Annotated in this window: 34 protein-coding genes; 24 read left to right on the forward strand and 10 right to left on the reverse strand. The window is 62.3% G+C overall.

What is annotated here, in order from left to right; translation table 11 throughout:
• From Q0C64_RS07610 to Q0C64_RS07640, 7 genes are all read left to right on the forward strand, one after another.
• A partial coding sequence (locus tag Q0C64_RS07610; RefSeq protein ID WP_294122310.1) for a hypothetical protein occupies positions 1-182 on the forward strand: 182 nt, incomplete at its 5' end.
• The gene (gene narH, locus Q0C64_RS07615) at positions 179-1,705 is read left to right on the forward strand and encodes a nitrate reductase subunit beta (protein WP_294122312.1); all 1,527 of its coding nucleotides are present in this window, start codon (positions 179-181) and stop codon (positions 1,703-1,705) included. The genes Q0C64_RS07610 and narH, both read left to right, overlap by 4 nt.
• Positions 1,702-2,400 carry a nitrate reductase molybdenum cofactor assembly chaperone gene (gene narJ, locus Q0C64_RS07620; protein WP_294122313.1) on the forward strand — a complete coding sequence of 233 codons (699 nt, stop codon included), beginning with the start codon at positions 1,702-1,704 and terminating at the stop codon, positions 2,398-2,400. Before narH ends, narJ begins: the two co-directional genes overlap by 4 nt.
• Positions 2,397-3,185, forward strand: coding sequence for a respiratory nitrate reductase subunit gamma (narI, locus tag Q0C64_RS07625; protein ID WP_294122316.1), 789 nt, complete (start codon positions 2,397-2,399; stop codon positions 3,183-3,185). The genes narJ and narI overlap by 4 nt, the downstream gene beginning before the upstream one ends.
• On the forward strand, positions 3,182-4,090 hold the full coding sequence (locus Q0C64_RS07630) for a peptidylprolyl isomerase (protein ID WP_294122317.1): 909 nt from the start codon (positions 3,182-3,184) through the stop codon (positions 4,088-4,090). Before narI ends, Q0C64_RS07630 begins: the two co-directional genes overlap by 4 nt.
• Positions 4,090-4,422, forward strand: coding sequence for a hypothetical protein (locus Q0C64_RS07635; protein ID WP_294122320.1), 333 nt, complete (start codon positions 4,090-4,092; stop codon positions 4,420-4,422). Before Q0C64_RS07630 ends, Q0C64_RS07635 begins: the two co-directional genes overlap by 1 nt.
• Positions 4,419-4,628, forward strand: a complete 210-nt coding sequence (locus tag Q0C64_RS07640) for a hypothetical protein (RefSeq protein ID WP_294122322.1) — start codon at positions 4,419-4,421, stop codon at positions 4,626-4,628. Before Q0C64_RS07635 ends, Q0C64_RS07640 begins: the two co-directional genes overlap by 4 nt.
• Here the strand turns inward: Q0C64_RS07640 and Q0C64_RS07645 are convergent.
• Positions 4,618-5,070 carry a hypothetical protein gene (locus Q0C64_RS07645; RefSeq protein ID WP_294122325.1) on the reverse strand — a complete coding sequence of 151 codons (453 nt, stop codon included), beginning with the start codon at positions 5,068-5,070 and terminating at the stop codon, positions 4,618-4,620. The two genes, Q0C64_RS07640 and Q0C64_RS07645, sit on opposite strands and share 11 nt — an antisense overlap.
• A 283-nt stretch (positions 5,071-5,353) precedes the next feature.
• Between Q0C64_RS07645 and Q0C64_RS07650 the strand changes: the two genes are divergently transcribed.
• Complete coding sequence (locus Q0C64_RS07650; RefSeq protein WP_294122327.1) at positions 5,354-5,956, forward strand: helix-turn-helix domain-containing protein; 603 nt, start codon at positions 5,354-5,356, stop codon at positions 5,954-5,956.
• A 12-nt stretch (positions 5,957-5,968) separates the two neighbouring features.
• On the opposite strand, the gene Q0C64_RS07655 is transcribed toward Q0C64_RS07650, so the two are convergent.
• Entirely contained in the window at positions 5,969-7,198 is a 1,230-nt protein-coding gene (locus tag Q0C64_RS07655) for an alginate export family protein (RefSeq protein ID WP_294122329.1), read from the reverse strand.
• A 139-nt stretch (positions 7,199-7,337) separates the two neighbouring features.
• Here Q0C64_RS07655 and Q0C64_RS07660 point away from each other — a divergent pair, with 139 nt between their 5' ends.
• Positions 7,338-8,078 carry a sulfite exporter TauE/SafE family protein gene (locus Q0C64_RS07660; protein ID WP_294122332.1) on the forward strand — a complete coding sequence of 247 codons (741 nt, stop codon included), beginning with the start codon at positions 7,338-7,340 and terminating at the stop codon, positions 8,076-8,078.
• Positions 8,075-8,668, forward strand: a complete 594-nt coding sequence (locus Q0C64_RS07665; protein WP_294122335.1) for a molybdenum cofactor guanylyltransferase — start codon at positions 8,075-8,077, stop codon at positions 8,666-8,668. Before Q0C64_RS07660 ends, Q0C64_RS07665 begins: the two co-directional genes overlap by 4 nt.
• On the opposite strand, the gene Q0C64_RS07670 is transcribed toward Q0C64_RS07665, so the two are convergent.
• From Q0C64_RS07670 to Q0C64_RS07690, 5 genes are read right to left on the reverse strand one after another with little or no spacing between them, the layout of a single operon-like run.
• Positions 8,665-9,852 (reverse strand): molybdopterin molybdotransferase MoeA, encoded by a 1,188-nt coding sequence (locus tag Q0C64_RS07670; protein ID WP_294122337.1) that lies wholly within the window; start codon positions 9,850-9,852, stop codon positions 8,665-8,667. The genes Q0C64_RS07665 and Q0C64_RS07670 overlap by 4 nt on opposite strands.
• A complete protein-coding gene (gene moaC, locus Q0C64_RS07675; RefSeq protein ID WP_294122340.1) occupies positions 9,849-10,325 on the reverse strand; it encodes a cyclic pyranopterin monophosphate synthase MoaC in 477 nt (158 codons plus the stop codon). The genes Q0C64_RS07670 and moaC overlap by 4 nt, the downstream gene beginning before the upstream one ends.
• Positions 10,322-10,858 carry a molybdenum cofactor biosynthesis protein B gene (gene moaB / locus Q0C64_RS07680; RefSeq protein ID WP_294122342.1) on the reverse strand — a complete coding sequence of 179 codons (537 nt, stop codon included), beginning with the start codon at positions 10,856-10,858 and terminating at the stop codon, positions 10,322-10,324. The genes moaC and moaB overlap by 4 nt, the downstream gene beginning before the upstream one ends.
• Positions 10,859-11,311, reverse strand: coding sequence for a molybdenum cofactor biosynthesis protein MoaE (locus Q0C64_RS07685; RefSeq protein WP_294122344.1), 453 nt, complete (start codon positions 11,309-11,311; stop codon positions 10,859-10,861). It abuts the gene before it with no gap.
• 10 nt (positions 11,312-11,321) lie between these two features.
• Positions 11,322-11,672 carry a hypothetical protein gene (locus Q0C64_RS07690; protein ID WP_294122346.1) on the reverse strand — a complete coding sequence of 117 codons (351 nt, stop codon included), beginning with the start codon at positions 11,670-11,672 and terminating at the stop codon, positions 11,322-11,324.
• Here Q0C64_RS07690 and hemN point away from each other — a divergent pair.
• The 5 genes from hemN to fixJ all read left to right on the forward strand — a co-directional run bounded on the left by hemN (position 11,663) and on the right by fixJ (position 15,814).
• Positions 11,663-12,988: an oxygen-independent coproporphyrinogen III oxidase gene (gene hemN, locus Q0C64_RS07695; protein WP_294122348.1), complete on the forward strand. Its 1,326-nt coding sequence runs from the start codon at positions 11,663-11,665 to the stop codon at positions 12,986-12,988. The two genes, Q0C64_RS07690 and hemN, sit on opposite strands and share 10 nt — an antisense overlap.
• Before the next feature lie 167 nt (positions 12,989-13,155).
• On the forward strand, positions 13,156-13,581 hold the full coding sequence (locus Q0C64_RS07700) for a hypothetical protein (RefSeq protein ID WP_294122350.1): 426 nt from the start codon (positions 13,156-13,158) through the stop codon (positions 13,579-13,581).
• Between the two features lie 56 nt (positions 13,582-13,637).
• A complete protein-coding gene (locus tag Q0C64_RS07705; protein ID WP_294122353.1) occupies positions 13,638-14,033 on the forward strand; it encodes a hypothetical protein in 396 nt (131 codons plus the stop codon).
• Between the two features lie 18 nt (positions 14,034-14,051).
• On the forward strand, positions 14,052-15,203 hold the full coding sequence (locus tag Q0C64_RS07710) for a PAS domain S-box protein (protein ID WP_366004498.1): 1,152 nt from the start codon (positions 14,052-14,054) through the stop codon (positions 15,201-15,203).
• Positions 15,200-15,814, forward strand: a complete 615-nt coding sequence (gene fixJ / locus Q0C64_RS07715; protein ID WP_294122356.1) for a response regulator FixJ — start codon at positions 15,200-15,202, stop codon at positions 15,812-15,814. The genes Q0C64_RS07710 and fixJ overlap by 4 nt, the downstream gene beginning before the upstream one ends.
• Before the next feature lie 10 nt (positions 15,815-15,824).
• Here the strand turns inward: fixJ and Q0C64_RS07720 are convergent, their stop codons facing one another.
• Together Q0C64_RS07720 and Q0C64_RS07725 are read right to left on the reverse strand one after the other, a co-directional pair.
• Complete coding sequence (locus Q0C64_RS07720; protein ID WP_294122359.1) at positions 15,825-16,286, reverse strand: ion channel; 462 nt, start codon at positions 16,284-16,286, stop codon at positions 15,825-15,827.
• A 13-nt stretch (positions 16,287-16,299) separates the two neighbouring features.
• The gene (locus Q0C64_RS07725; protein ID WP_294122361.1) at positions 16,300-16,611 is read right to left on the reverse strand and encodes a hypothetical protein; all 312 of its coding nucleotides are present in this window, start codon (positions 16,609-16,611) and stop codon (positions 16,300-16,302) included.
• Positions 16,612-16,774: 163 nt separating this feature from the next.
• On the opposite strand from Q0C64_RS07725, the gene Q0C64_RS07730 reads away from it, so the two are divergent.
• From Q0C64_RS07730 to Q0C64_RS07745, 4 genes are all read left to right on the forward strand, one after another.
• On the forward strand, positions 16,775-17,278 hold the full coding sequence (locus tag Q0C64_RS07730) for an Hsp20/alpha crystallin family protein (RefSeq protein ID WP_294122363.1): 504 nt from the start codon (positions 16,775-16,777) through the stop codon (positions 17,276-17,278).
• Between the two features lie 128 nt (positions 17,279-17,406).
• Entirely contained in the window at positions 17,407-17,877 is a 471-nt protein-coding gene (locus Q0C64_RS07735) for a CBS domain-containing protein (RefSeq protein WP_294122366.1), read from the forward strand.
• Positions 17,878-17,899: 22 nt separating this feature from the next.
• A complete protein-coding gene (locus tag Q0C64_RS07740) occupies positions 17,900-18,400 on the forward strand; it encodes a pyridoxamine 5'-phosphate oxidase family protein (RefSeq protein WP_294122369.1) in 501 nt (166 codons plus the stop codon).
• Positions 18,401-18,485: 85 nt separating this feature from the next.
• Entirely contained in the window at positions 18,486-19,388 is a 903-nt protein-coding gene (locus Q0C64_RS07745) for a universal stress protein (protein WP_294122371.1), read from the forward strand.
• Positions 19,389-19,607: 219 nt separating this feature from the next.
• On the opposite strand, the gene Q0C64_RS07750 is transcribed toward Q0C64_RS07745, so the two are convergent.
• On the reverse strand, positions 19,608-20,591 hold the full coding sequence (locus Q0C64_RS07750) for a L,D-transpeptidase family protein (RefSeq protein WP_294122373.1): 984 nt from the start codon (positions 20,589-20,591) through the stop codon (positions 19,608-19,610).
• A gap of 77 nt (positions 20,592-20,668) precedes the next feature.
• On the opposite strand from Q0C64_RS07750, the gene Q0C64_RS07755 reads away from it, so the two are divergent.
• The 5 genes from Q0C64_RS07755 to Q0C64_RS07775 all read left to right on the forward strand — a co-directional run bounded on the left by Q0C64_RS07755 (position 20,669) and on the right by Q0C64_RS07775 (position 26,085).
• On the forward strand, positions 20,669-21,265 hold the full coding sequence (locus Q0C64_RS07755) for a GNAT family N-acetyltransferase (RefSeq protein WP_294122376.1): 597 nt from the start codon (positions 20,669-20,671) through the stop codon (positions 21,263-21,265).
• Entirely contained in the window at positions 21,262-21,831 is a 570-nt protein-coding gene (locus Q0C64_RS07760) for a hypothetical protein (RefSeq protein ID WP_294122379.1), read from the forward strand. Before Q0C64_RS07755 ends, Q0C64_RS07760 begins: the two co-directional genes overlap by 4 nt.
• Positions 21,832-21,846: 15 nt before the next feature.
• A complete protein-coding gene (locus Q0C64_RS07765; protein ID WP_294122381.1) occupies positions 21,847-22,551 on the forward strand; it encodes a VIT family protein in 705 nt (234 codons plus the stop codon).
• Positions 22,552-22,684: 133 nt separating this feature from the next.
• Positions 22,685-24,016 (forward strand): aspartate aminotransferase family protein, encoded by a 1,332-nt coding sequence (locus Q0C64_RS07770; protein WP_294122384.1) that lies wholly within the window; start codon positions 22,685-22,687, stop codon positions 24,014-24,016.
• A complete protein-coding gene (locus Q0C64_RS07775; protein WP_294122386.1) occupies positions 24,013-26,085 on the forward strand; it encodes an FAD-dependent oxidoreductase in 2,073 nt (690 codons plus the stop codon). Before Q0C64_RS07770 ends, Q0C64_RS07775 begins: the two co-directional genes overlap by 4 nt.
• Positions 26,086-26,249 lie beyond the last annotated feature (164 nt).

The following is a 26,249-nucleotide window of genomic DNA, read 5'->3' on the forward strand; positions in this document are numbered from 1 at the left end:
GCTTCAACTATTATGGGACGGTCGGCGCCAACCGCGACGAGTTCGTCATCGTTCGCAAGATGAGCGAGGTGAACTGGTTCGACAAGGCCGCCGACGATACCGCCAATGTCGAGGGCGGAACGGCCGATTGGGGGACGGGCGCCAAAGATGCCCACGCCACCGGAAAGGAGGTGGCGCGATGAAAGTCCGCGCGCAGATCGCGATGGTCCTGAACCTCGACAAGTGCATCGGCTGTCACACCTGCTCGATCACGTGCAAGAACGTGTGGACCAACCGCGAGGGCGTCGAATACGCCTGGTTCAACAATGTCGAGACGAAACCCGGCATCGGCTACCCCAAGGACTGGGAAAACCAGGAGCGTTGGAAGGGCGGCTGGATCCGTAAGAAGAACGGTAAGATCCAGCCCAGGCAGGGAGCCAAATGGCGCATCCTGTCGAAGATCTTCGCCAACCCGCATCTGCCGGAGATCGACGATTTCTACGAGCCCTACACGTTCGAATATGACTGGTTGCAGGCTGCTCCCGAACTACAGGCCCAGCCGACGGCCAGGCCCATCTCGCTGGTGACGGGAGAAAAGCTCAATAAGATCGAATGGAGCGGCAACTGGGAGGACATGCTCGGCGGCGAGTTTGAAAAGCGCAGCCATGACAGCAACTTCAACGGTATCGAAAAGGAGATTTACGGGCAGTTCGAAAAGACGTTCATGATGTACCTGCCGAGGCTGTGCGAACATTGCCTCAATCCGACTTGCCTCGCCTCCTGTCCCTCGGGCGCAATCTACAAGCGGGCCGAGGACGGCATCGTGCTGATCGACCAGGAGAAATGCCGCGGCTGGCGGATGTGCGTGTCCGGATGTCCCTACAAGAAGATCTATTACAACTGGTCGACCGGCAAGTCGGAGAAGTGCATCTTCTGCTACCCGCGGATCGAAGTCGGTCAGCCAACCGTCTGTTCGGAAACCTGTGTCGGCCGCATCCGCTACCTGGGCGTCGTTTTGTACGATGCCGACAAGATCGAAGCGGCGGCATCCGTCGAGGATCCCAAGGACTTTTATCCGGCCCAGCTGAGTGTGTTCCTCGATCCCCTTGACGTGGCGGTCCAGGAAGCCGCGCGGGCCGAGGGTATCACCGACCAATGGCTCGAGGCTGCGACCCGGTCCCCAGTCTATAAAATGGCGATGGAGTGGAAGATCGCGTTCCCGCTTCACCCGGAATATCGCACGCTGCCGATGGTCTGGTACGTGCCGCCGCTATCTCCGATCCAGTCGGCGGCCGAAGCCGGCAAAATTTCGGCGTTGGATGGGATGCCCGACGTCCGCAGTCTGCGCATTCCGCTCAAATATCTCGCCAACCTGCTGACCGCAGGCGACGAGGAGCCGATTGCAGCCGCGCTTGAGCGGATGCTGGCGATGCGCTCCTACATGCGGGCGAAAAGTGTCGAAGGCCGCATCGACGAAAGCATCCCGGAACGGGTCGGCCTGACCCGCACCCGGATCGAGGAGATGTACAAGATCATGGCGCTCGCCGCCTATGAGGACCGCTACGTCATTCCCACCGCACGCCGCGAGTTTGATGAAGATGCTTACGTCCTGCGCGGTTCCTCGGGCTTCGGCTTCAATGAGCCGACACGCGGGTCAAACAAGGTCAACCTGTTCGGCGGAACCAAGCGATCGCCGAGCAAACCGCACATGAAAGTCTCGACATGAAGCTGACGCTAAGGACGCTGGCAGCTCTGCTGGGTTACCCGTCGCAGGAACTCAAGGAGCATGCCGGCGAGTTGCGGATCGCCATTGGCAAAGAAAATACGCTGTCCGCCGCCGGGCGCGATCAGCTGGAGCCATTGCTTGGCGCGCTGGAAACCGAAGAGCTGCTCGACCTGCAGGCCGCTTACAGCGAGCTGTTCGACCGCTCGCGGTCGCTGTCGCTGCACTTGTTTGAGCATGTTCATGGCGACAGCCGGGAGCGCGGACAGGCGATGATCGACCTGGGCCAGCAATATCTCGCCAGCGGTTTCTTCCTCGAAGCCAATGAGCTGCCGGATTTCGTCCCGGTGTTCCTGGAATATGCGTCTTGCCTGCCTCCCGCCGACGCGCGCGAGACGCTTGGCCAGCCGGCCCATGTGTTCGCTGCGTTGGCCGAGCGGCTCGACAAGCGGCAGTCGGCTTACGCTTCGATCTTCCATTGCCTGGTGATGCTGGCCGGTGTGCGTCCGGATGCCGACGCCCTGGCGGAAATCGACCAGAATACCCCCGCTGAGGATCCCCAGGCGATCGACGAGGAATGGGAAGAGGCACCCGTCACTTTCAACACGAGCGGTGCGCACGAAATGGGCGGGCCGACCGGGGTTGTCGCCAAGATCAGGGCATCGAACCGTAGCGTGAGCAGGGAGGCCGGGGCATGACCGACTTTATCAACCAGATGGCATTCGGCTGGTACCCTTATCTGGCCGTCACTGTGCTCGTCGTCGGCAGCATCTTTCGGTTCGACGCGCAGCAGTTCGGCTGGCGGTCGCAATCGAGCCAGTTTTTGCGCAAGCGCCAGATGATGGTCGGGTCCAACCTGTTTCACATGGGCATCCTGGTGCTGCTGATGGGACATTTCGTTGGCCTGCTGACCCCGATCAACGTGTTCGATGCCCTCGGGGTCAGCCACTCCTTCAAGCAGACGGCTGCATTGGTGGTTGGCGGCATCGCCGGCGTCGCCGCCTATATTGGCTGCACCTTGCTGCTTCACCGGCGTCTGTTCGACGCTCGCATCCGCAAAAGCTCGTCTTGGGGCGACATCATCGTCCTCATTCTACTCTGGCTGCAGCTGACACTCGGCATTCTCACCACTTTCTGGACGATCAAGCACCTCGACGGGAGCGAGATGGTGCGGTTCATGAGATGGGCGAACGGGATACTGACGCTCAATCCCGCTGCGCCTGAGCAACTCCGCGAAGTGGCACTGGTCTATAAGCTCCACATCATTCTGGGGCTGACGCTGTTCCTGGTCACGCCTTTCACGCGGCTCGTTCACATCTGGAGCGCCCCGATCTTCTTCCTGATCCGGCCGGGATACCAGATCGTGCGATCGCGCCGCGTCGGCCGCGATCGTTCGCCCACCCGAGGGCCCGCCGGCGTCGCTCCAAGCTATGGAGGCGATACCGTGATGCGCACCGCGCTGGACGAGGGTCGCGCGACATGAGCCGTCGCCTCGACGTCATCAATTTCGGCGATCCGTCGCAGCGGCCGGCGCCTCGGATGATGAGCTCGTGTGAAACAGGTGGCTGTGGCGGCGGTCCAGATCCGATGATCCCGCCGCCTCCGACATTCAGCGAGGTCCGCGTCAATGGTGTGGAAATCACGCCCGAAGCCATCGCCCAGGAAATCCAGCATCATCCGGCGCCGGACGCCGAGACTGCATGGACCGAAGCCGCGCGTGCGCTCGCCGTGAAAGAGCTGCTGTTGCAGGAAGCCCGCAGATTGGGGCTCAAGGCAGAGCCCGAGCAGGACGACGCCGGGCGATCGGAAGCGGAGGACGACGCGCTGGTCCGTTCGTTGCTGGAGCTCGAAGTAGTACCCTCTCATCCGGGCAAGGATGAGTGCCGTCGATTTTACGACGCCTACCAGGAGCGATTCCGCACACCCGACCTGTTCGACGCCGCTCACATCCTGATCGAGCCGGAAGCGGATGACGAGGCGGGTTGGGCCGCGGCAGAAAAGAAGGCCCGCCTTGTCCGGGAGCAAATCGGGAACGGCGCCGCTGCATTTGCAAAGGCAGCCCGGACCCATTCGGGCTGCGCCTCGGCGCAGCAAGATGGGTCGCTTGGTCAGGTACGGCGCGGTGAGTTGGTCGCCGTTATTCAAGAAGAGCTGGAATCTCTTGGGGACGGAGAAACCGGCTGCGAGCCAATTCGCTCTCGTTTCGGCTGGCATTTGCTGCGGCTGCATCGGCGCATCCCAGGTCGGACAATCCCGTTTGAAATGGCCTGCGACAAGATCGTGGATACGCTGGAAGCTCGAAGCTGGTCGGTGGAGTCGGCCCGCTACGTTGCTGGTCTCGCCGCTCGCGGGTCGGTCGAAGGCATCCTCATCGAAGGGGCCGGCTGATGCCCATGTTCGGTGACCTTCTCGCCGCGGCGCGGGACGGGGCTGGGGATTTTCAGGCGTGGTTGAAGATCGCCAATCCCGAATTGGCGATCGCTGTGCAGGGCGCCGCTTGTGCCGAGGCTTTGACGCCGACTTCCTATGTCCGGACGGCGATCTCCGATTTCTCGCGCTTCGCGAGCGAGGAGGATTGGGCGACGCTTACATCGACATTAATGCGAACAGAGGATCCGGGCATGGCCTGCCTGGTCGCGATGGTCGATTGGCGACTGAACGTCAGGGCCTGCAACCAGCATTCTCATCAGCATCACCCGCAAGAAGGAGCGGCCGAATGACCGATCCGACCAGAGATCAGCCTAAAGAGGCTCCGCTCAACCCGGCGCTGAAGACCACCACGGAAACCGTCTACGACACCAAGCACCCTTCGCCGCCGCCGATCGACACGGCTTCGGCACACGAAGGCGAAGGGGAGAGGTGGCCAATCGTCTGGCTGATCGTGACCGTGCTGGGCGTCGCGCTGGCGATCTTCTTTATGTCCTGACCGGCATCTCCGGTTCAGGACCGGGGCTCAAGCATCCGCCATCAAGATGGCGAACGAACTCGATCGCTTCGGCTGTCAGTCCAAGCTGTTCCCAGCTGCGCCGTCGGCGCGAGCGCGGACTGGTCAGTCCTTTGGCGTCCAGGGTGAACATCACCACCTCGCATCCCTTTTCTCGTGCCAGTCTGTCGAGTGCGGCTGAAAGTGCTTTCCGGACAAGCGACATGTGGCCGAGCTCGAAGGCTGCAATGGCTTCGACGCGCAGGACATTGCCGTGCTTCAGGCTGATGACCGGCAGGTAGGCGGCAATTCCATGGACATGCTTGTCCTCGGCGAAGACCGCCAGCACGCCTCCTTGTTGAGCAGCAAGATGACGGCCGAACATTTCCCATCGCTCTGGTTCGACACCCGCCGCACGGCGGACTAGCGGATAAGCTTCCGCCATGCGTTCCGGTTCAAGGTTCCTGACTGTCAAGCTGGTCATGGGCCGCCGTTGCGGATGTCGGGAGTTTGAAGCCTAGCCGCGAGGCGCTATGGCACATTGAGCCAGATCATTCGTTGCCGCGGGGAATTCGCGGCTGGGGACCAGTCGATTGCCTTACCAAGCCAAGGGCCCGCTACTTGAGTTGCCGACAGGGCATCCCTGTGAACATTGCGTAATCCGGCCAATCACCATTTGCCGGCGCCTGGATGCCGTGACCCTGGCAAACCTGCGGTCTCTCGGCACAATGCAGCGCCTGGAACCAGGACAGCCGATTTTCCACGAGGGCGACGCGGTCAGGCGGGTCTTCATGCTCGCCAACGGATCGCTGAAAATCTACACCTTGCTTGCCGACGGTCGCAGGCAAATCACTGGCTTCATGTTCCCCGGTGATTTTCTCGGCATTTCAATTGACGACGAATATGCCTTCACCGCCGAGGCGCTGGTCAAGGCAGAGCTGTGGTGGTTCACCCGAGATGCGTTCGACCGGTTTGTCGAAGCAAATCCGGCGGTCGAACGCGAACTCTATCGGCTCGCTGCGCATGAGCTGGCGGCCGCCCAGGCCCAGATGGTGCTCCTCGGCCGCAAGACCGCGGCCGAACGCCTCGCCAGCTTTTTCCTGTCGCTGCTCGAGCGCCAGGAACTGGTCGATTGCCACACCCATACCGAATTTGATCTTCCAATGAGCAGGCTGGATATCGCCGACTATCTTGGGCTGACCAAGGAAACCGTGAGCCGGATGCTGGCCCAGCTTCGCGACCGAAGACTGATCCGCCTGGCGAGCCAGGACCGGATTGAAATCCTTGACCGGGATGGACTCAAGGAAATGGCGGAGGGGTTCGGCGGATAGGCGGGCCGGTCGCTACAAGGCCCATTCGGCCTGAAGCCAGAATTTGCGGGTATCCTTGCCGAAGTCCCGGGCGTCATAATCTGCGAATTTGGCGAGGAACGAGACCCGGCGAATCTTGAACCCCAGCGAGGCATTCCACTCGGTCCCATATTCGATGTTGCCGACGTCGCTGTCGAATTGATGGAAGGCAATTGTCGCGTTGAGGACAGGCAGCGCTTTCACCTGATCGAACTTGCGGCTGAGTGAAACATAGCCGTCCTCCAGCCCGGTGGTGGGCGTGGTCAGGAACAGGTCGGCCCAGCCGTTGAATTTGTGCAGGGTCGCCATCGGGGTCTGCAGCCCGCGGCCATTATTGCTACCCAATTTCTCCCAACCGCCGGCGATGCCGAAACCGACCAGGGTTGTGCCCGCGTCGAGGGACCAATAATCCGCCGCATAATCGAATGGATTTTCGGCGTAATCGGACTGGCGGGCATAGCTGGCCCGGAGCGAGACTTTGGTCTTGGCGGCAATCGGGACGACTGTGCTTAGCGTCAGACCGTAAGTCTGGCTGCTGTTGGTCAGGAAGAAGTCCTCGTCATAGTCGAGCAGATAGGCGAACAGCTTGCCCTGGACGGGTCCGAGCTTGGATGAGAGGCCGGCAAAGATGAAATGGCCGTCAAGCGCCGTACGCGGCCCGGCGTCGGTCCCGAAAATCGTCCGCTGCTTGCTGGCATAGGTAATGTCGGCCACGACCGGGCCGATACTGGCTTCGCCGCGGATCGCATCGAACGTCTGCTCATTCTGCCGCCAGCCAACCGACCCGACCCATCGCTGGTCGTCGAGGTTGATCCGCTGGCGGCCAAGGGTAACCGTGGTCTTGTCGGCCTTGTATTGGAGTTGCAGCCGGTTGAGCTCGATGTTCATGGGGTCGGCGATCACCGCATGATCGGGGCGCCACTGCTTCTCGCCCGGGAGCGTGAAGGGAAAGGCGTTATATTCGTCGACCAGTGCGGCGGTGCCTTCGGCTTCGGCCAGCAACGAGAAATGGCCGTAGACGGCCTCGGCACCGGCCCTCAGACGGAAGGTCAGCGCGTCGGCGTCGAGCGCGGGCTGATCGACAATCTCGTAGCGGAGGCGCGCATCGAGGATTGGCTTGACCCGGAGCCCATCGCTGTCCCCCCTGTCCGCGGCCAGCACCGTGCCGCCGCAACCCATGAAAAGCAAAGCGCCAAGCACAGCTTTTGTCAGATCGAGAGTCACGATGCTTGTCCTTCGCTGTATCGACATTGCCGTTTGGCGCCGCTCCCAGTTAGCGGTTGGATTTGTGGCGCAGATGATTTGCGTCAAATCTGCCCGCCGCTACTAAGTCCAAAGCCGCCGCAACGTGGAGCTCGGCGTTATGGACTATTCGACCATCGTGATGATCGCCCTGCTGATGGGCCTTGCGGCGGCGCTTTATTCAACCGTTGGTCACGGCGGCGCATCAGCCTATCTGGCGATCATGGCGCTCTTCGCAGTGGCGCCGGAAACAATGCGGCCCACCGCGCTGGCGCTAAACCTGCTCGTCGCCGGGTTCGGAAGCTGGCGCTACTGGCGGGCCGGGCAGACCAATCTGCGGCTGCTCTTGCTGTTCGCCGCGACGGCGGTTCCGGCCGCTTTCATTGGTGGCGGGATCAAGATCGCGCCGGAAATATACCGGCCGCTGGTCGGCGTTCTGCTGTGGGTCGCGGCCCTGCGCCTTTTTTGGCAACCGTCGCAAATTGCCCGGCAAGAGCTTCGGCCGGTGTCCGCAAAGGTCGCACTTCCGGTCGGCGCGCTCCTCGGCTTGCTCGCCGGGCTGACCGGCACCGGCGGCGGCATCTTCCTAAGTCCTCTGATCATCCTGTTTGGATGGGAGGACGCGCGGCGCACGTCCGGCGTGGTTGCCGGCTTTATCTTGCTCAATTCGATTGCCGGCCTGGCGGGCAATGTCGCATCGGTTCGTGCCCTGCCGGCAGAGCTGCCGATCTTTGCCTTGGCGGTCGTGTTGGGCGCGATTGTGGGAACCTGGTTGGGTGCCGGACGGCTGCCAAAGCCAAGATTGCTCCAAGGCCTGGGGCTGGTTCTGGTCATTGCCGGGATCAAGTTGATCTTCGCATGATCGATTCATCGGCAATTGCCATAGCAGTTCTGGCCGGCGGGGAGGGGAGCCGGATTGGCGGTGGAAAGCCGCTCATCAGGCTGGGCGAGAAGACGCTGCTCGAGCGAGCTTATAATCGAGCCAGGGGATGGTCGAGCTCAGCGATCGTTTCAATCCGTTCCCAGGAGCAGCTTGGCTCATGCCAATTGCCGTGGATTGCCGATGCCGCCGGGATCGACGGTCCGCTGGCAGGCCTTGCCGCCGCGCTTGAATGGGCTTGCCGCCAGGGCGCGGAATCACTCCTGACAATTCCTTGCGACATGCCGTTCCTGCCAGGTGACCTGGTCGCCCGTTTGACAAATGAAATTGGCATATCTGACGCGGCGGTGGCCTCGAGTGGCGGCGCTCTGCATCCAGTTTGCGCACTCTGGCGCGACGCGGCCACTTACAAGTTCGCGGACTACTGCGCATCGGGTCGCAGATCGCTCAGGGGTTTCGCGCAGCATCTCGGCTATGCCGAGGTCGAGTGGCCCACAAGCCTTCGCGATCCCTTCTTCAACATCAATAGTCCAGGCGATCTTGCCGCCGCCGAAGAGATGCTCGTTAGCTAGAAATCCAGCACCCAGACGGAGTCATCGGTCTCGGCGCGCGAAGCCCCGGGACGGCGCCTTACCAGCAGCTCGGCTTCAACCAACGTCTTTTGCGCGCTTGAATCCTGGTTTGATACTGGCTCGACCCCGTCCTGAACGGCGCGAGCGCGGACAAAGGTCTCGCGTTCCCCGCATGCCGCTAACGACGCCAGCAGGGGCGCCTTGCGCCAGCGCAGGGCCGCTTGAGGGTTCATTCCGGATAGGCCCGCGATCAGCGGCGCAAGCAACAGCCTGGCGGTGACCAATGCAGAGGTTGGATTCCCAGGAAGGCCCATGACGATCTTGCCTTTGGCCTTCCCGATCCAAACGGGCTTACCCGGCTTGATCGCCACCTTGGAGAAAAGCAGTTCGAGGCCATGGCTTTCGAACATTGTCTTGGCGAAATCCTTTTCGCCGACCGAGGCGCCACCGGTCACGACGATAAGGTCCGCCTGATCCAGGGCGCTGGCCGCAGCCGCCTCCATTGCCGTGAGATCATCGGGCAGGCGGCGGCGCCCGATTACGGTGGCCCCCCAATCCTCGGCCAGGGCCGCTACGCCGAATGAAACGCTCTCTGGGATGGCGCCCGGCTTTCCCGCCGCGCTGCCAGGCGTCGCCAGCTCGTCGCCGGTGCCAAGGATCAATGCGGTGGGGCGTCGCCAAACACCAAGATCCGCCAGGTCGGCGCCCGCCGCTGCAACCAGTTCACGATATCCAAGGCGCGTTCCAGGCTCGACCAGCAAAGCGCCTTCCTGAAAATCGGAGCCGCGCGTGCGAATGTGCTTCGCCGCGCCGGGGTAATCGTCGATGACGGCGATGTCATCCTCGCGGCGCACTACCTCCTGAACGATGACCCGATCCGCATCCTTCGGCAAAGGGGCGCCGGTAAAGATCCGGACGCTGGACCCCGGCGATACGCCGCCGATGAAGCCTGTACCGGCGAAGGATTCGCCGATCACGCGAAGTCGCGCCGGCAAAATTTGAAGATCGTCCTCGCGCACTGCGTAGCCATCCATCGCCGAGACGTCCGAAGGCGGCGAATGAACGCGGGCGATGACAGGCTCCGCCAACACCCGGCGGTGTGCCTCGCCGATCGGCACGCGCTCGCCTTCAAGAGGCCGTGCAATATCGTTTATGATGGTTGCGGCTTGGTCGAAGGAAATCACGGTGCCGTCCAGTGTCCCGACCGGCCGCCCGACTTTTCGATCACCCGGACGCCCTCGATCGCCATGGTCCTGTCGACCGCTTTCAGCATGTCGAACAGGGTGAGGCAGGCAACCGACACGGCCGTCAGCGCCTCCATCTCGACGCCCGTCTGACCAACGGTGCGAACCTCTGCGATCACCCGGAAGCCGGGCAGGTCATCGTCAAGCTCGATCGTTACCCCGATGTTGGTGAGTGCGAGCGGATGACACAGCGGGATCAGATCGGCGGTCTTCTTGGCCGCCATCACGCCGGCGAGTTCGGCGGTCTGAATTACCGACCCCTTCGGCGTCCGGCCTTCCCGGACCAGGTTCAAGGTGCCGGCATCGCAGCGCAGCTGGCCTTCGGCCTTCGCTAGTCGTGCGGTCGACTCCTTGGCGCTGACGTCGACCATTCGGGCCCGTCCTGCCTCATCCAGATGAGTGAGGTCGCTCATGCACAAACCTGCCTCAGGCGGGGGATCTGGCCCGCCAGCGAACAGGGCCGGTAACGGCTGTCGAGTTCTAGCGATAGAACATGGTCCCATCCGTCGCGACAGGCGCCCGTTGAGCCTGGCAGGCAGAAGATGAAAGTGTCGTCGATCTGCCCTGCGAATGCGCGCGACTGGAGAGTGGAAACGCCTACTGTCCCGAGGCTTGCGTGGTGGAACACCACCGAAAAGCCATCCATTTCGCGGCGGAATAGTGGTTTGACCGCTTCAGGGGTCACATCGCGCGGTGTAAATCCCGTGCCTCCCGTCGAAATGATGAGGTCGACGCCGTCATCATCCGCCCAGCTTCGGACTTGGGACCGGATAGCCTCGACCTCGTCCGGGACGATCGCCTTGGCTGCGAGCTCATGGCCGGCATCTTGCAGACGGCTGGCGAGGAGGGCGCCCGATGTGTCGGTTCCCTCCGTGCGCGTGTCGGAAATGGTCAGCACCGCGATCCGCAGCGGGTGGAATGTCAGCGTCTCGTCAATTCCAGCCATTCACTTGCTCCAGCGCGCCCGGTCGACCTGGTCGGTAATCGTTGGTTCAATCCAGCGCGAACCGTCGACCGCATCCTCTCTCTTCCAAAAGACTGCCTCCGTCTTCAGCCTGTCCATGGCGTATTCAGCGGCTTCGAAGGCGGCCCGACGGTGAAGCGCGGCCGTCGCAACGAAAACGATCGCTTCTCCGGGGGAAACTTCGCCGCAGCGATGAACAACGCTGATTGCCGAAACATCGAACTTGCCAGCCGAATCCTCGGCAATTTCGCTGAGCGATGCTTCCGTCATTCGCGGGTGATAGTCGAGAAACAAGCTGGTGACCTCACGGCCGGTTATAGACTGCGGCCGTGCGATGCCGACAAAGGTAACGATGGCACCTTCGTCGACAAGTTTTGACTGAAACGCCGCATATTCGGCATTCGGATCGAGCCGTTCGGCGGCGAGGCGTGTCATGCACCGCATCTCAACCCCCTGACAGGGGCGGTAGGAACTCTACCGTCTCGATGCCGGCAAGCTTGTGGCCCTCGCCGACGATTGAATCCGCGATGCAGGCGCGCGAACGCTGCTGTAGATCCGCCGACGCATAGGGGAACATGTCGGCAAGGACGTTACGAAGCTTCACAATCGTGTCGGTCCCCGTCGGCGGATCGACTTCGATTTCCGCTCCGAGTTTTTCGCCCAGCTTTCCGTAAAATCTCACCTTCAAGGGACGGTCCTCCTGAGCGGCACAGCTATCGAGATGTCGCGTCATTCCGATGATCCACATCAATGTGTCGGGAAGCTCGCGGGCGCAAGGCTGACTGCATGTGGACATATTACCCTAAATTGCTGGCAAGGGCTGTCCCTCGATACACCAGCTATCCGACCGCCGCAGAGTTCCACGACGGAATAGGCGAGGCCGACCAGCGTGCAGGGCTGGAAGCAGTCGGTCCCGACGAGCCGATCTCCATCTATGTCCACATTCCCTATTGCCGGGAAATTTGCTGGTATTGCGGTTGTAACACCGGCGCTGCCAACCGCGCACAGCGGCTCGCTACCTACCTTCAGCGCCTCTCCGAGGAAATAGACCTGGTCGCGGGATACCTCGACGGTCGCGGGCGGGTCGTGCGCATTGCGTTCGGTGGCGGCAGCCCCAACGCCATCGCGCCCGATCAGTTCAGGGTGCTGGTCCAACGACTCAAATCTACCTTTCCAATGGCCATCGCGCCGCTGTTGTCGGTGGAAATCGACCCCCGAGGCTTCGATGCGGAATTTGCCGCAGCCATGGCAGGAGCCGGTATAACAAGGGCCAGCCTCGGCGTTCAGACCTTCGATCCCCAGGTGCAGGCGGTAATTGGCCGGATCCAGCCGTTCGAAACCATCGAAAATGCGGTCAAATTGTTGCGAGAAGCGGGTGTCACATCGCTCAACTTCGACCTGATGTACGGTCTGCCGCTACAGGGTGACGCCGAACTGACTGAGAGTCTGAAACTAAGCCAGGACTTGGGGGCCGACCGCCTTGCCGTGTTTGGCTATGCCCACGTCCCGCACTTGATCCCACGTCAGCGTCGCATCGACGCCGCTTCTTTGCCCGGATCGCCGGAGCGATTCCGCCAGGCGGCGCTGGCCCACGAATGGCTCACCGGGCAAGGTTGGACGCCGGTCGGGTTCGACCATTTTGCAAGAAGCCAAGACCCTTTGGCCGCGGCTGCACGCGAACGGCGCGTTCGCCGCAACTTCCAGGGCTTCACCGACGATACTTGTGACACGCTGATCGGCCTCGGCGCGTCGGCGATCAGTCGCTATGCCGGCTCGCTTGTCCAGAATGAGCGCAACAGCGGTCGCTACGGCATGAAGATCGGTACAGGGCGGCTGGCCGCAATTCGGGGCATCGCCACGCCACCTGCTGAACGCCTGCGCGGACGCCTGATCGAAGAACTGCTGTGCCAGGGATCGGCGGACATAGAGGAACTCCCCGACCGGCTGCCCGTGCGCTATCACCTCAGGGAGTTTGAGTATGCTCGCCTGATCCGTTGGTCGGGCTGGCGACTCAATCTGCTGCCGGAGGGATTGCCTTATGCGCGCAGCGTAGCAGCCGAGCTCGACTCCTGGCGCGCAAGTTCAACTGCCCAGTTTTCCAACGCGGTGTGACCTCATCAAACTCGATAAAGCACATCGCTTGACCGACTCCCAGACGCCTGGCGAGAAACGAACCGTGAGCACCCCGCCCCGCGGCGGCGGCACGCTACGGCAATCTACTTATGGCGGCGCCTGACGAGGAACCGGCATCATCCTGGCATTGAGCGCAGGAGGAAAGCATGTCGGCTCGTCACCAATCGGCAGTTCTGGTTGCACGCGATGAAATTGTTGCGCCGCCTTTGCAGCGATGCTGTGAGGATCGGACCTTCGAGCTTCCGCCCGCACTGCACATCGCGACCGCACTTTTGTTCGCCGGGTTCGTAAGCGTGTTGAGCCTTGCATTTCGCGCGCCCGCGATGGTCGTGCCCTTCGGCATCTTCATCGTCTTCATCCTCGGCTTCTTCACCCTTCCGGCCATGTGGGTGAGGATGAAACCGGAAGAAAATCACAGCAGGGCCCTGCGCTGGAGCGAGCTTGGCGCCAAGGGCATCCGGACCGCGGATGGCCGCACCAATGGGCGCGAGGCCACCATCCTGGTGTTGCTGTTGCCGGCGGTCATCTTCTGCTGGGCGATCGTCGTCGCCGTCATCTCGGCGCTCAATTGAGCCGGCCATCGCGCCATCGCATTTAGGTAGGATCACCTATGTTGCACTCTTCCGACATGTATCAGGGCGGACGGGTGAGTTGGAAGTCGGTCCGTCTTGAGCTGGCGCGTTCGCCGGAGTTTCCGCGCGGATCGGCCAGCCGCGCCTTTCTGTTGCGCCTGCCGTTGTGCGGTGATGGCTCGATCGACGCGGCTGCACTCGACAAGAACGTGAACCAGGCCATCGTGCGCCGCTTCTGGGCATCGGACGCCGACCAGGCCGGCAAGATCTCCAGGCTCGACGGCGAATGGCTCCTGATTTGCTCGCGTGCCGGAGCAAGCTCCACCTTCGTCATGCAAAACGACAGACTGGTGGTGGATCAGAATATTACAATCGTTGGACCTGATGCCGTTGCGCTGCCGTTTCGTGTTGTCAGCATCGAGCCGATTAGTGCATCGCCGGTTGCTTCATAGCGCTTCCGCAATAATGTTATGAACGGATCGATGGATCAGCCTGTCCCCGCTGCACGCCTGAGCGATGACGAAGCGCATCTTCGCTCCATTTTGGCGACCGTTCCGGATGCCATGGTAGTGATCGATGAAGCCGGTCATATCTTGTCGTTCAGCGCGGCCGCGGAAACGCTTTTTGGGTACGCCGAAGCCGACGTGGTCGGCGAGAATGTCTCCATGCTCATGCCGTCGCCTGACCGGGAACGGCATGACGGCTACATCCACAATTACTGCAAGACCGGTGAGCGCAGGATCATCGGTATTGGGCGGGTTACGACGGCACGTCACCGTGATGGCAACACATTTCCGATCGAGCTTTCCGTTGGTGAAGCGTGGATCGGCGACAAGCGAATCTTCACGGGTTTCATCCATGACATCACCCACCGGCAGCAAACCGAGTTGAGGCTTCAAGACCTTCAATCCGAGCTGGCGCACGTTGGGCGCATCAGCGAAATGACGTCGCTTGCTTCCTCGCTCGCTCATGAATTGAACCAGCCGCTGACGGCGATCGCCAACTACTGCGAAAGCGGCCGCGACCTGCTTGCAGGCGATCCCGACCAGGAAGCGATCGAGACTGCCAGGGAAGCGCTCGACGAAGCCTCGCGGGAAGCGCTTCGGGCCGGTCAGATTGTCATGCGGCTGAGAGACTTCATGAGTCACGGCGAATCGGATCGACGGGTCGAATCCCTTTCGCGGTTGGTGACGGAGGCCAACGCCCTGGCGCTGGTTGGCTCCAGGGAACATGGGATTGAGGTGCAGATCCAGCTCGACCACGAGGCCGATCAGGTGTTTGTGGATCGCATCCAGGTGCAACAGGTTCTGACCAACCTCATTCGCAATGCCATCGATGCAATGATCGACAGCCAGGTGCGGTCGCTGAACATTCGCACTGCGGCCGGCCCGGATGATCTCGTCACGGTGTGCGTGGAGGACACCGGATCCGGCATCAGCGAAAGTGTCGCGCCTCAGCTGTTTCAGCCGTTTGTGACCTCGAAGCTCACGGGGATGGGCATCGGGCTGTCGATTTGCCGGACGATTGTCGAAAGCCATGGCGGCAGGATCTGGTTCGAGCCGCGGCCTGGCGGTGGCACGATCTTTTATTTCACGCTTCCCCTGGTCGGAGAGACTCAATGAGCGGCGACGAGAGGCTGGTGCATGTCGTGGACGACGACGATTCGGTCCGCCGATCGGTCGGTTTCATGCTCAAGACGTCAGGCCACAAGGTGCAGTCCTATGCGTCAGGCATGGAGCTTCTGAAGGATGCCAAAGCCCTCGAATCGGGGTGCATCCTGCTGGACATCAGGATGCCGCAAATGGACGGGCTCGAAGTCCACCAAGCGCTAAAGGAGCGCGGCGTCGCCTTGCCGGTGATCATCATGACGGGGCATGGCGACATCCCGCTATCCGTTCGCGCGATGAAGGCCGGTGCGATCGATTTCATCGAAAAGCCGTTCGAAAAGGCGGTCTTGCTAAATGCGCTGGAGCTTGGATTTTCGTCGCTAAAGCGGTCGAACGACGGCCGGGAGCGCGCGAAGGATGCCGCGGTACGGCTTCAGGTCCTGACGCCCCGCGAACGTGACGTCCTCGATGGACTGGCGGAAGGCTTGCCGAACAAGACCATCGCTTATGATTTGGGGATCAGCCCGCGAACGGTCGAGATCCACCGCGCCAATTTGATGAGCAAGCTCGACGTGCGCAGCCTGTCCGAGGCATTGCGGCTGGCTTTTGCAGCTCAAGCGAGTTGAAAGGCGGCGGCTATCCGTCGCTGATACCCGATTTTGGCTGTCCGGATGGGTAGAGCCAATCATGTCCAAACAGCTTTAGCTGGGCCAGCAGCGATACCAGGAAAGCGGTCGACCAGCCCAGCATGATGACCCCGGTCGTGCCCTCGATTGCGCCGAGAATGCGCCAACCTTTCGCCAGTAGCACGTCGCCATAGCCAATCGAGGCATAGGTTACGGTCGAGTAATAGAGCGCCTCTTCGAACGCGGGCGTGGCACCGAGGCCGAGATAGAGCGCGGCATACAACCAAATCTCGACCGTATGGATCGCGAACAGCCCGACCGTGGCGGTCAAGAGTAGCACCAAGGGACCAACTCTCGCCTTGGGCAGTAAACGATGCAGCCGGAGGACCCTCAGCAAGACAGCGAGGCCGACCAGGTGAACCAGCACCGTTACCAGAACCATCAGGCTGGCGAACAGAAGCTGGATCACCATGGGCAGGAGGCCTTCAGGCTTCGCTATGCGCTGCGCGTTGCGCCGGCTGGGCTGCGCCCGCGTTCCCGGCGAGCCAGTTCCAGACAAGCGCGAACACGAGCCCGAACATGGCGCCGATCGCAAATGTGATCCCGACCAGCGTGGCGCCGGTCACGGCGTCATAGGGCGCCATCCGTATGTCCAGTTCAATGAAATGCAGGCGCAAGATGAAGTTCAGGACTGACTGGGCTGCGCCGGTTGCGACCAGCATGACCCACATCAGGTGATAGAGCCCGATGACGATTCCGACCGACAGGGCAGCCTTGATGGGACTGATCCTTTTCATGGCATCCTCCTTGCGGCCCGAATGTTCGGCCAAAGTGAGGAAGGTCCGCAGTCCGTAATGTTGCGGAGCCGCCTAAAGTTCGCAAGGCACCTAAGGGAAATTTCGTATCGTATCGACGATCCGGCGGCGCGAAACTCCTGCGCACTCGAGAAGGAGAAGCACCATGCAGAAGGATCAAGTCCGCAAGTCGGAGATGGCCATCGCCGGTAGGCCGGTGAGCGATTTTACCGACCAGCTCATCCAGCCCTTTTCCCAGCTTCGGACCGAGGTTGACCGGCTGTTCGAGGATTTCCCGTTCCGCCTGCCGGCGCTGCGGATCGGCAGTCTTGCCACTGCCTGGCCGCCAGTCGAGCTGAGCGAGACTGACAAGGCTTACAAAGTGACCGCCGAACTGGCGGGCCTCGACCCGGAAAACGTTGATGTGTCGTTCGATGAGGGAGTGTTGCGGATCGCCGGCGAGAAGCAGGAGCAACGCGAGGAGAATGAACGAGGTTACCATCATACCGAGCGCAGCTACGGCGCCTTTGAGCGGTTCATCCGCCTGCCCGCCGCGGCGGATGAGCAGCACGTCAAAGCCAAGTTCAAGGACGGCTTGCTGACCGTGAAGGTCGGCAAGAACGACGGCAAGCAGGCTGCCCGCAAAATCAAGATCGAGAAGGATGCCTGACGCGCAGCCTGGCTGAAGGCGGTGTTTTTGAGGGGGTCGGCCGCCGGGCCGGCCTCCTTTTTGTCTGACCTGTGCAGCAAGGCACTACGTGACTTTGCGTAAAGACCCCAAGACCGCGGCCCTGCGAAATGAACGGCCTGGAGGAGTTTATCATGCAGGTTCAGGAAATCATGACGCAGCTGGTGCGTTCGATCGGGCCATCTGACACCATTTTCGAGGCCGCGCGAGCGATGGCCGACTTTGACGTTGGAGTTTTGCCAGTCGTCGAGGGCAGCCGGTTGGTCGGCATGGTGACCGACCGCGATATTGCCGTCCGCAGCACGGCCGGCGGCGTCAGCCCCAGCATGCCGGTGCGGCGTATCATGAGCACCAATGTCGCCACTTGCTCTCCCGAGGACAGTATCGAGGAAGCACTCGGGGCCATGGCGAACGAGCAGGTTCGCCGCCTTCCGGTCTGCGACGAAGGTGATCGTCTCGTCGGGATTATCGGGCTCGGCGATGCCGCAAACCGCGACCCTGACGAAGCGGAAGTCGGCAGTACGCTCGCCGAAATCTGCCAGCAAACCGGTTTGCACTGCCAGGAGCCGGCGGCAGCCTGAGCTCAAGAGGAGCACCCTAATTATGGAAAATCGGGCGATCGCGATCCTCGATGCTCATCGCGTCATGGCCGTTTCGACTATCCGGCCGGACGGATGGCCGCAGGTCACGATCGTCGGATATGCGAATGACGGGCTGCTGCTCTATTTCCTGATCTCGCGAGACAGCCAGAAGTTCGCCAACATCCAGCGTGACGGGCGCATTGCCGTGGCGATCGGCCAGGAACCCAAGGACCTGCTGAAGCTCGAGGCGGTTTATGCCGGCGCCCATGCCTATGAAGTGACAGGGCCGGAACAGCGCAAGATGGCCTGGCGGTTGCTTCAGCTGCGGCATCCCAACCTCGCCGACTTTGACCTGCCCGAGCAGCCAGATGCGGCGCTGATGGTCGCCAAGTGCGAGCATCTGTCGGTGCTCGATTTTGCTCATGGCTCGGCCCCGAAAAACGCCATGACCAGTCGGCCGCTCGATGCGGCGGTGAAAGCCGCCGAGACTGGTGAAGCCACCCAGTTCGACACGCCCATTTAGGGGATACTCCTTATTCATCCGGCCTATCGAAAGGCCGAAATTACTCCATCGACGGGGCTTTCCCGCTGCACCGAGGAGAAGTTCGATGGCCGATCAGAATCAGCTCGAATTGGAGCGGGCGCCGGTAACAAGCGATGACGTTCATGGGTTCGACGGCAGCCCGAAGACTATTCTCGTCCATATCCAGGATGACGAAACGCTCGACGTCCGGATCGAAACGGCGCTCTCGCTCGCCCGGTCGTTTTCGGCTCACGTCGAGTGCCTGCACGTAACCCCGTCCCAGGCCTATGTCGCCTATGACAGCCTTGGCGGTGTGTTCGTCATGCCCGACGTCATCAAGGCCATCGAAGAGGGCGAGGCCGAGATCCGCTCGAAGATCGAAAGCAAGCTGGCCAACGAAGACGTCAACTGGAACTACAATCAGGTGACCGGTGATGTTGCCAGCCAGCTCATCAGTCGCGCCGCACTCGCCGACTTGCTTGTGACAAGTCGCGCGCCGATCCGGGCAGATTTTGTCGGCTCGACGATCGGCCTCCTGGGTGATCTCATTTGCCGGTCGCGGACACCCGTGCTGATCCCTGGCGATGGAGGACGGCCATGCGATCCCACCAAGGCAGCACTCATTGCCTGGGATGGCAGCTACGAGGCGGCCAATGCCGTTCGGTCTTCAATCGGCATGCTCAAGCGGGCATCGTCGGTGCACGTTCTCCAAATAGTCGAGGAAAAGGCCGAGTTCTTCCCGAGCACCAGGCTGCTTGAATATCTTTCGCAGCACGGAATCCATGCGGAGCTGACGATCGAGAATGTCGATGCGGTCGAGTATGCCGACTTGATCCCCGAGATCCTGGTGACCCGCGCAAAAGGTGTGAACGCCGGCTATATGGTCATGGGCGGCTATAATCACTCTCGTCTCGGCGAATTCGTGTTCGGCGGTGTCACTCGCACGATGTTGTCGGCCTCGCCGGTCCCGATCCTGATCGTTCGATAGGGGGAGCGCCTGCGAGCAGCGCCGGCCATCTTTTTTCCTGAGGACACTCGCTAGGGGGAAATCAAGCTTGGCAGCGGGCGTGTCCGTCGAGCAGGGTCCGCTGATTATCGGCCGGGCCACACTCCACATGACTCCGGCGGGCAGGAGCTGGGGAGGGTCGCCCGCCGGAGTTCAAGGGATCAATCTCGCCTCAATACATCGCACGGTGAATAGGCAATGCTACTTAGGCTCTTCGTCGGCAATCACGGTTAGCGCGGGGCTCATGCTGCCGCTCTGAAGCGAGTCGGCAGTGACGACGATCGTCGATCCTGGCTGAAGGATAGCCGCCACTGCTCGCCGGAACTCCGCTGGCGCCTCGAAGCGGCTCCATTCCTCACGCGGCACAATTGCATTGGATGGTCCTGCGTCTGATAGCGATAACCTCAGCCACTGTTGGCCGCCGCTATCGGCGCTGCGCAAGGTGTAGGCCCATGTGCCGGCAACCGGGCCGCCAACGTTGACCGTAGCCGAACCGATCTCGACGCCGTTGCGAAGGACGATTGCGCGGCGATCGGCCGCGCTGACGATGATCGATACGGGACCCGTCGGCGATTTCTCCGGATGCCAGTCGAAGGCCTCTCCTGCTACTGGCTGATTCCGGGTGCCGGCCAACGCAATCTCGGGCGTCGGTGCGGCGCGTGGCGTCGTCGCCTTGTCGGTCACGACGACCGTCATCCCAAGCCTGGTCACACCATAGAGGAGGCGGGCAAACCCAGCCGGCAAGCGAATGCAACCATGCGACGCAGGATAGCCGGGGAGGTTGCCGGCATGCAGCGCGACGCCCCACCAGGTCAGCCGTTGCATATAGGGCATCGGAGCGTTGTCATATTTGCTCGAATAGTGCTCGACCTGCTTCTGAAGGATGGTGAAGACGCCCGGTGGCGTGGCGTAGCCGGAACGCCCGGTCGAAACGGTCGAAGCGGCAATCGGGATGCCATTTCGGTAGAGGACGGCGCGCTGCGTCCTGGTATTCACGATGAGCAGTACCGGGCCGGCGGGCGCCAGTTGCGGTGCCCAGGCATATTCGCCCGGCCGCAATTTCTGGATGGCTTGCACGACCGAGCCCGACCCGATGTCAATTTGTTGGGCGGGCACGGCCGGCACCCACAACATGGCCAGGAGCGCCGCCAGTGCACCGCTTCCCATCAAGCCGAATCTGTTCATTCGCCGATGATGCGCCGGCGACGGTCGAGGGTCGCTAGGTAGATGTGCGTAAAGCCCGCGAAGCACAGACCGTCTAAGTGCCCGGCACCATTGCTCATACGCAGAGCAGAGGGTGGAGACGAGCGATGCAACAGACCAAAGAGCCGGGCCCGGCACTGCTGACCGAATGGAGTTCGCAAGGCGCTACCCGCTCGGGCTTCGACTTGAACGTTCGTCCCGCCAATCCGAGCGACAAGCGCACCCTGGCCGATTTCTTCGGCCGCGTTAAGCCACAGGACCTTCGCTTCCGCTTCCTCAGCGCGATGAAGGCAATCTGGCCACGGTTGGCTTACGAGTTGGTCAACATCGACCATACTGACACCGAGAACCTGCTGGCATTCGGTGACGACGGGCAGCTTGTCGCGTCCGCCATGATCGCGACATCGGACCGCGACAGGCGAGATGCCGAAGTGGCTATTACGGTCCGTTCCGATCTCAAGGAGCATGGCATTGGCTGGACGATGCTGGAGAGAGCCTGCGACTATGCCCGGTCGCGCGGGTTTAAGCGGCTGCATTCGATTCAGCTCAGCGATGACCGCGCCGCAATTGGTCTCCAGGAAGAAATGGGCTTTCATGCGCACCCCTGTCCGGATGATATGAGCGTGACGATTCTCTCGAAGGACCTGCAAGGATGACCGAAGGCCCTGCTGGCGATCACGACCGCTCACGTCGGATTGCCATGGCGGGCTGGCTGATCATCCTGGTGGCCGGTGGCGCCGCAGCCTTGCCGGCATTGAGCCCGGCTCAAGGTGCGATTGTCATCGGCTCAATGCTCGTCCTGTCGGGACTGATCGAAGTGGTTGCAGGAACGCAGCGCAAGCAAACGCGCAAACTGGCAATGCTCGCTGGCGTTTTCACGATTTTTGCCGGGCTTCTATTCACGACCGATCAGGCAACGAAGTTCGCTCCGACCCTTCTCATCATCGCTGGCTGGCTATTCCTGCGCAGCGTCACCCTCGCGGCGGCCTGCGCGCTGGAACATGGCTCCGTGCAGTTCTGGACCGGCTTGGCGGCCGGCGTCGATTTCCTGCTGGCATTTTTATTGGCGGTGGGCTTTTCCGCCGCCACCTTGGTGCTCAGCCTGTTTGGCGCCACACCGCAAATGATCGCCCAGTTCGCCTGGGTCCTGGCGGTAAGTTTCCTGACAACGGGTGCGATGCTTCTGGAGGTCGCCAAGTGCGCGAGGCGCAAAGGTGCTTGAAGCGAGCGCATCAAGATGAGCCGGCTGCACGCACATCGTGAACGGCACGCGACCGCGCGCATCGGTTGGCTGCGGGCCGCCGTGCTTGGCGCAAATGACGGCATCGTTTCAACCGCAAGTCTGATCGTCGGCGTTGCGGCTTCGGATGCAGGCCGGACCAGTGTGTTGGTCGCAGGTGTCGCGGCCCTGTTTGCCGGGGCAATGTCGATGGCGGCTGGGGAATATGTTTCGGTCAGTTCGCAATCGGACACCGAATCTGCCGATCTCGCTCGCGAAATGGCGGAGCTGGAACATCAGCCAGAATTTGAACGCGAGGAGCTGACGCGCATCTATGAAGCGAGAGGCGTGGACCGAAAGACGGCCCAGGCCGTGGCGGACCAAATGATGGCGCATGACGCCCTCGCAGCCCATGCTCGCGACGAGCTTGGCTTATCCGACATCACCACGGCACGGCCGCTTCAGGCCGCCGCGACGTCCGCGCTCACCTTTACCGCGGGAGCCGCTGCTCCACTGGCAGTTGTTCCGTTCGCTTCCACCTCGATGCTGGTGCCGTCCGTCGCCATCGTGTCGCTTTTTTGCCTTGCGGCGCTCGGTACAATCGGGGCGCGGGTCGGCGGCGCACCGCTCGTGCCCTCAATTCTGCGGGTGACCTTCTGGGGCGCCCTGGCAATGGCTGTCACCGCCGGGATCGGCCGAATCTTCGGGACCGCGGTCGGGTAATCAATGGCAGCGACTCCCTGCCTAATTCAGCCGGAAGGTTTTGCGGCGTCCGGCTCCGGCAATCAGGCGTGGCCGATGGGGAAGCTCGCCACGGCTTGACCCGAAACGATTGGCCGGACCATGCTTCGCTCCGATGCCGGCCGAACATGTCTTTCACCGATCCACCGGCGCGCCTCCCCCGCTTGCCGTTCGCGGCGATGGCATTCACCTGATCGATGCCAACGGCCGGCGCTATATCGACGCCTGCGGCGGGGCCGCCGTCTCCTGTCTCGGCCACGGTCATCCGGAAGTCGTCGCGGCGATATCGGAGCAGGCCGCAAACCTCGAATATGTTCACACCGGCTTCTTCACCAGCGCCGCCGCCGAAGAACTGGCCGCCGTGGTCGCCGAGATGTCGCCGGGGACGCTCGACCGGGTCTGGTATACGAGCAGCGGTTCGGAGGCGATCGAAGCGGCGCTGAAGCTGGCGCGGCAATATCATCTGGAGCGCGGGGAAACGGGGCGCCGGCACGTCATTGCGCGGCGGCTCAGCTATCATGGCAACACTTTGGGCGCCCTGTCGGCCGGTGGCAGCGCCTGGCGGCGGGCTCCTTACGAGCCGCTGCTGATCGACGTCGCGCTGGTCGATCCTTGTTTCGAATATCGTTTTGCCGAGCCGGGCGAGAGCGCCGAGGCTTATGGCGCCAGGGCAGCCGACGCGCTGGAACGGGAAATTCTCCGCCTCGGTCCGGAAACGGTGATCGGCTTCGTTGCCGAAACGGTGGTCGGCGCGACCGCGGGAGCGGTGCCGCCGGTGCCGGGATATTTGAAGCATATCCGCGAAATCTGCGATCGCCACGGCGCCCTGCTGATCCTCGACGAGGTGATGTGCGGGTCGGGCCGGACCGGCACCTTTTTGGCGTGCGAGCAGGATGGCGTCGTGCCCGACATCGTCACCCTGGGGAAAGGCCTTGGCGCGGGCTATCAGCCGATTGGCGCGGTCGTCTGCACCCGCGATATTTATGAGGCCGTCGCCCGGGGCTCGGGAGCGCTCAAGCATGGCCAGACCTATAATGCCCACCCAATCGGTTGCGCGGCCGCGCTCGCGGTCCAGCGGGTGATCCGCAGCGAAGCGCTGCTGGATCGCGCAGAACGCGGGGGAAAGCGGCTGAATTCGTTGCTTTCCGATCGTTTTGACGGCCATTCCCATGTCGGCGACATTCGCGGGCGCGGCCTGCTCCAGGCGATCGAGCTGGTTGCCGACCGTTCGACCAAGGCGCCCTTCGATCCGGCGCTTGCCCTGCATCAGCGGGCCAAGTCGGATGCGTTCGATCGCGGCCTGCTGATCTATCCCGGCGGCGGGACCGTCGATGGCTGTCTCGGCGATCACATCCTGCTGGCGCCGCCCTATAATGTCACCGACCAGGAGCTTGAAATGATCGTCGACCTGCTTGGCGACACTGTCGATGCGGTTCTCCCTTCATGACCCGTGACCCGCGCTACGACATATTGTTCGAGCCGGTGGCGATCGGGCCGGTTACGGCGCGCAACCGCTTCTACCAGGTGCCGCATTGCACCGGGATTGGCTGGACCCAGCCGGAAACGCTGGCGCGGCTGCGCGGCATCAAGGCCGAAGGCGGATGGGCGGTCGTCGCCACGGAGGAGACGGAAATCCATCCCACCGGCGATTGCGAGCCGTTCCACGAGGGACGCCTGTGGGACGACCGCGACATTCCCGCCATGGCCCTGATGGCCGACGCGGTCCACGAGCATGGCGCATTGGCGGCGATCGAGATTATGCACCACGGCGGTTCGGCCGCGAACTGGGGCACGCGCCTGGCGCCAATGGCGCCATCTGCCCGTCCGATCATCTACCATTATCCGATGCAGGCGCGGGCGATGGACAAGCAGGACATTCGTGACCTGCGCCGATGGCATCGCGAGGCCGCGCTCCGCTCGAAGAAGGCGGGGTTCGATATCGTCTACGTCTATGCGACGCACGACCTGTCGATCGCCCAGCAATTCCTCGAACGCCGCAAGAACGATAGGACCGACGAATATGGCGGCAGCCTCGAAAATCGCGCTCGCCTGCTCAGGGAATTGATCGAAGACACCAAGGACGCGGTCGGCGATCGATGTGCGGTCGCCGTGCGCATCGCCGCCGACGAGCTGATGGGCGATGCCGGGCTGACCCACGATGGCGAAGCGCGCGACGTGATCGAAATGCTCGCCGAATTGCCCGACCTGTGGGACGTCAACATCTCCAACTGGCCCAACGACAGCCAGACGTCGCGCTTCGCCAAGGAAGGATTCCAGGAACAATACACCAGCTTCGTCAAGCAGCTGACGTCGAAGCCGGTCGTCGGGGTCGGCCGGTTCACGTCGCCCGACACGATGGTGTCGCAAATCAGGCGCGGCGTGCTCGACTTCATCGGTGCGGCGCGGCCGTCGATCGCCGACCCCTTCCTGCCGAAGAAGATCGAGGAAGGCCGGATCGACGACATCCGCGAATGCATCGGCTGCAACATGTGCGTGACCAGCGACTACACCTCGACCAACCTCCGCTGCACGCAGAACCCGACGATGGGCGAGGAATGGCGGCGCGGCTGGCACCCGGAGATCATCGCCCCGAAGAAATCCGAAGGCTCGGTGCTGGTCGTCGGCGCCGGACCGGCCGGGCTTGAGGCGGCACTGGCTGCGGCGCGGCGGGGTTTCGAGGTGCATCTTGCCGAAGCAACCGCCGAGCTCGGCGGGAGGGTGACGCACGAAAGCAAGCTGCCGGGCCTCTCCGAATGGGCGCGGGTGCGCGATTGGCGCGTCGGCCAGCTGGAACGAATGGCCAATGTCTCGATCTATCGCGACAGCACCCTGGAGGCCGAGCATGTGCTCGAATTCGGCGCGCGCCATGTCGCGATCGCAACCGGCTCGCATTGGCGCAAGGATGGCGTCGGGCGCGACAGCGGCTTTGCCGTGCCGGGGTTCGACGGGACGTCCGTCTACACGCCAGATGATCTGATGGCCGGCCGCGATCCCGAGGCGGGCCCGGTGATCATCTGGGACGACGACCATTATTATATGGGGGGCGTGCTCGCCGAACTGTGCCGCTATGCCGGCGCCGAGGTCATGCTGGCGACAACCGCCGCGACGGTCTCCTCGTTCACGGCCTACACGCTGGAACTGATGCCCATCGCCAAACGCATGGCGCGGCTGGGGGTCGAAGTGCTGCCCTACACCAGCGTTACCGGCTTCGGCGGCGGTGCGGTCAAATTGACCAGCGTGCTGACCGGCGAAACGACCGAGCGGCCCGCGGGGGCGCTGGTCACCGTGACCGCGCGCTTGCCCGAGGATGCGCTGTTCGAGCAGCTGCGCGACCGCTGGCAGGAGGCGGGCATCGCGTCGGTGACGCGGATCGGCGATTGCTGGGCGCCGAGCACGATCCAGCAAGCCGTTTACACCGGGCATAAATGGGCGCGCGAACTGGATGAGACTCCGCCATTGCTGGTTCCCCGCGAACTGCCGGCGATCGATCCCGGCCGGGTCAAGGCTGAGTGGTGAAGGCTGCGGCGGTCCTCGCAGTTGCGCTCATTTCGGCCCAGGCCGACGGGCGCGGCCGCGACCTCGGTATCCCGTTCGAAGGCAAGCCCGGCCCCTTGAATGCCATCGCCGACGTGCCCGGCGTCGAGGTTGGTCAAAAGACGCTGATCGAGGGGCAGGATATT

This window comes from Sphingomonas sp., from assembly GCF_023266535.1.
Classification (GTDB): Bacteria; Pseudomonadota; Alphaproteobacteria; order Sphingomonadales; family Sphingomonadaceae; genus Sphingomicrobium.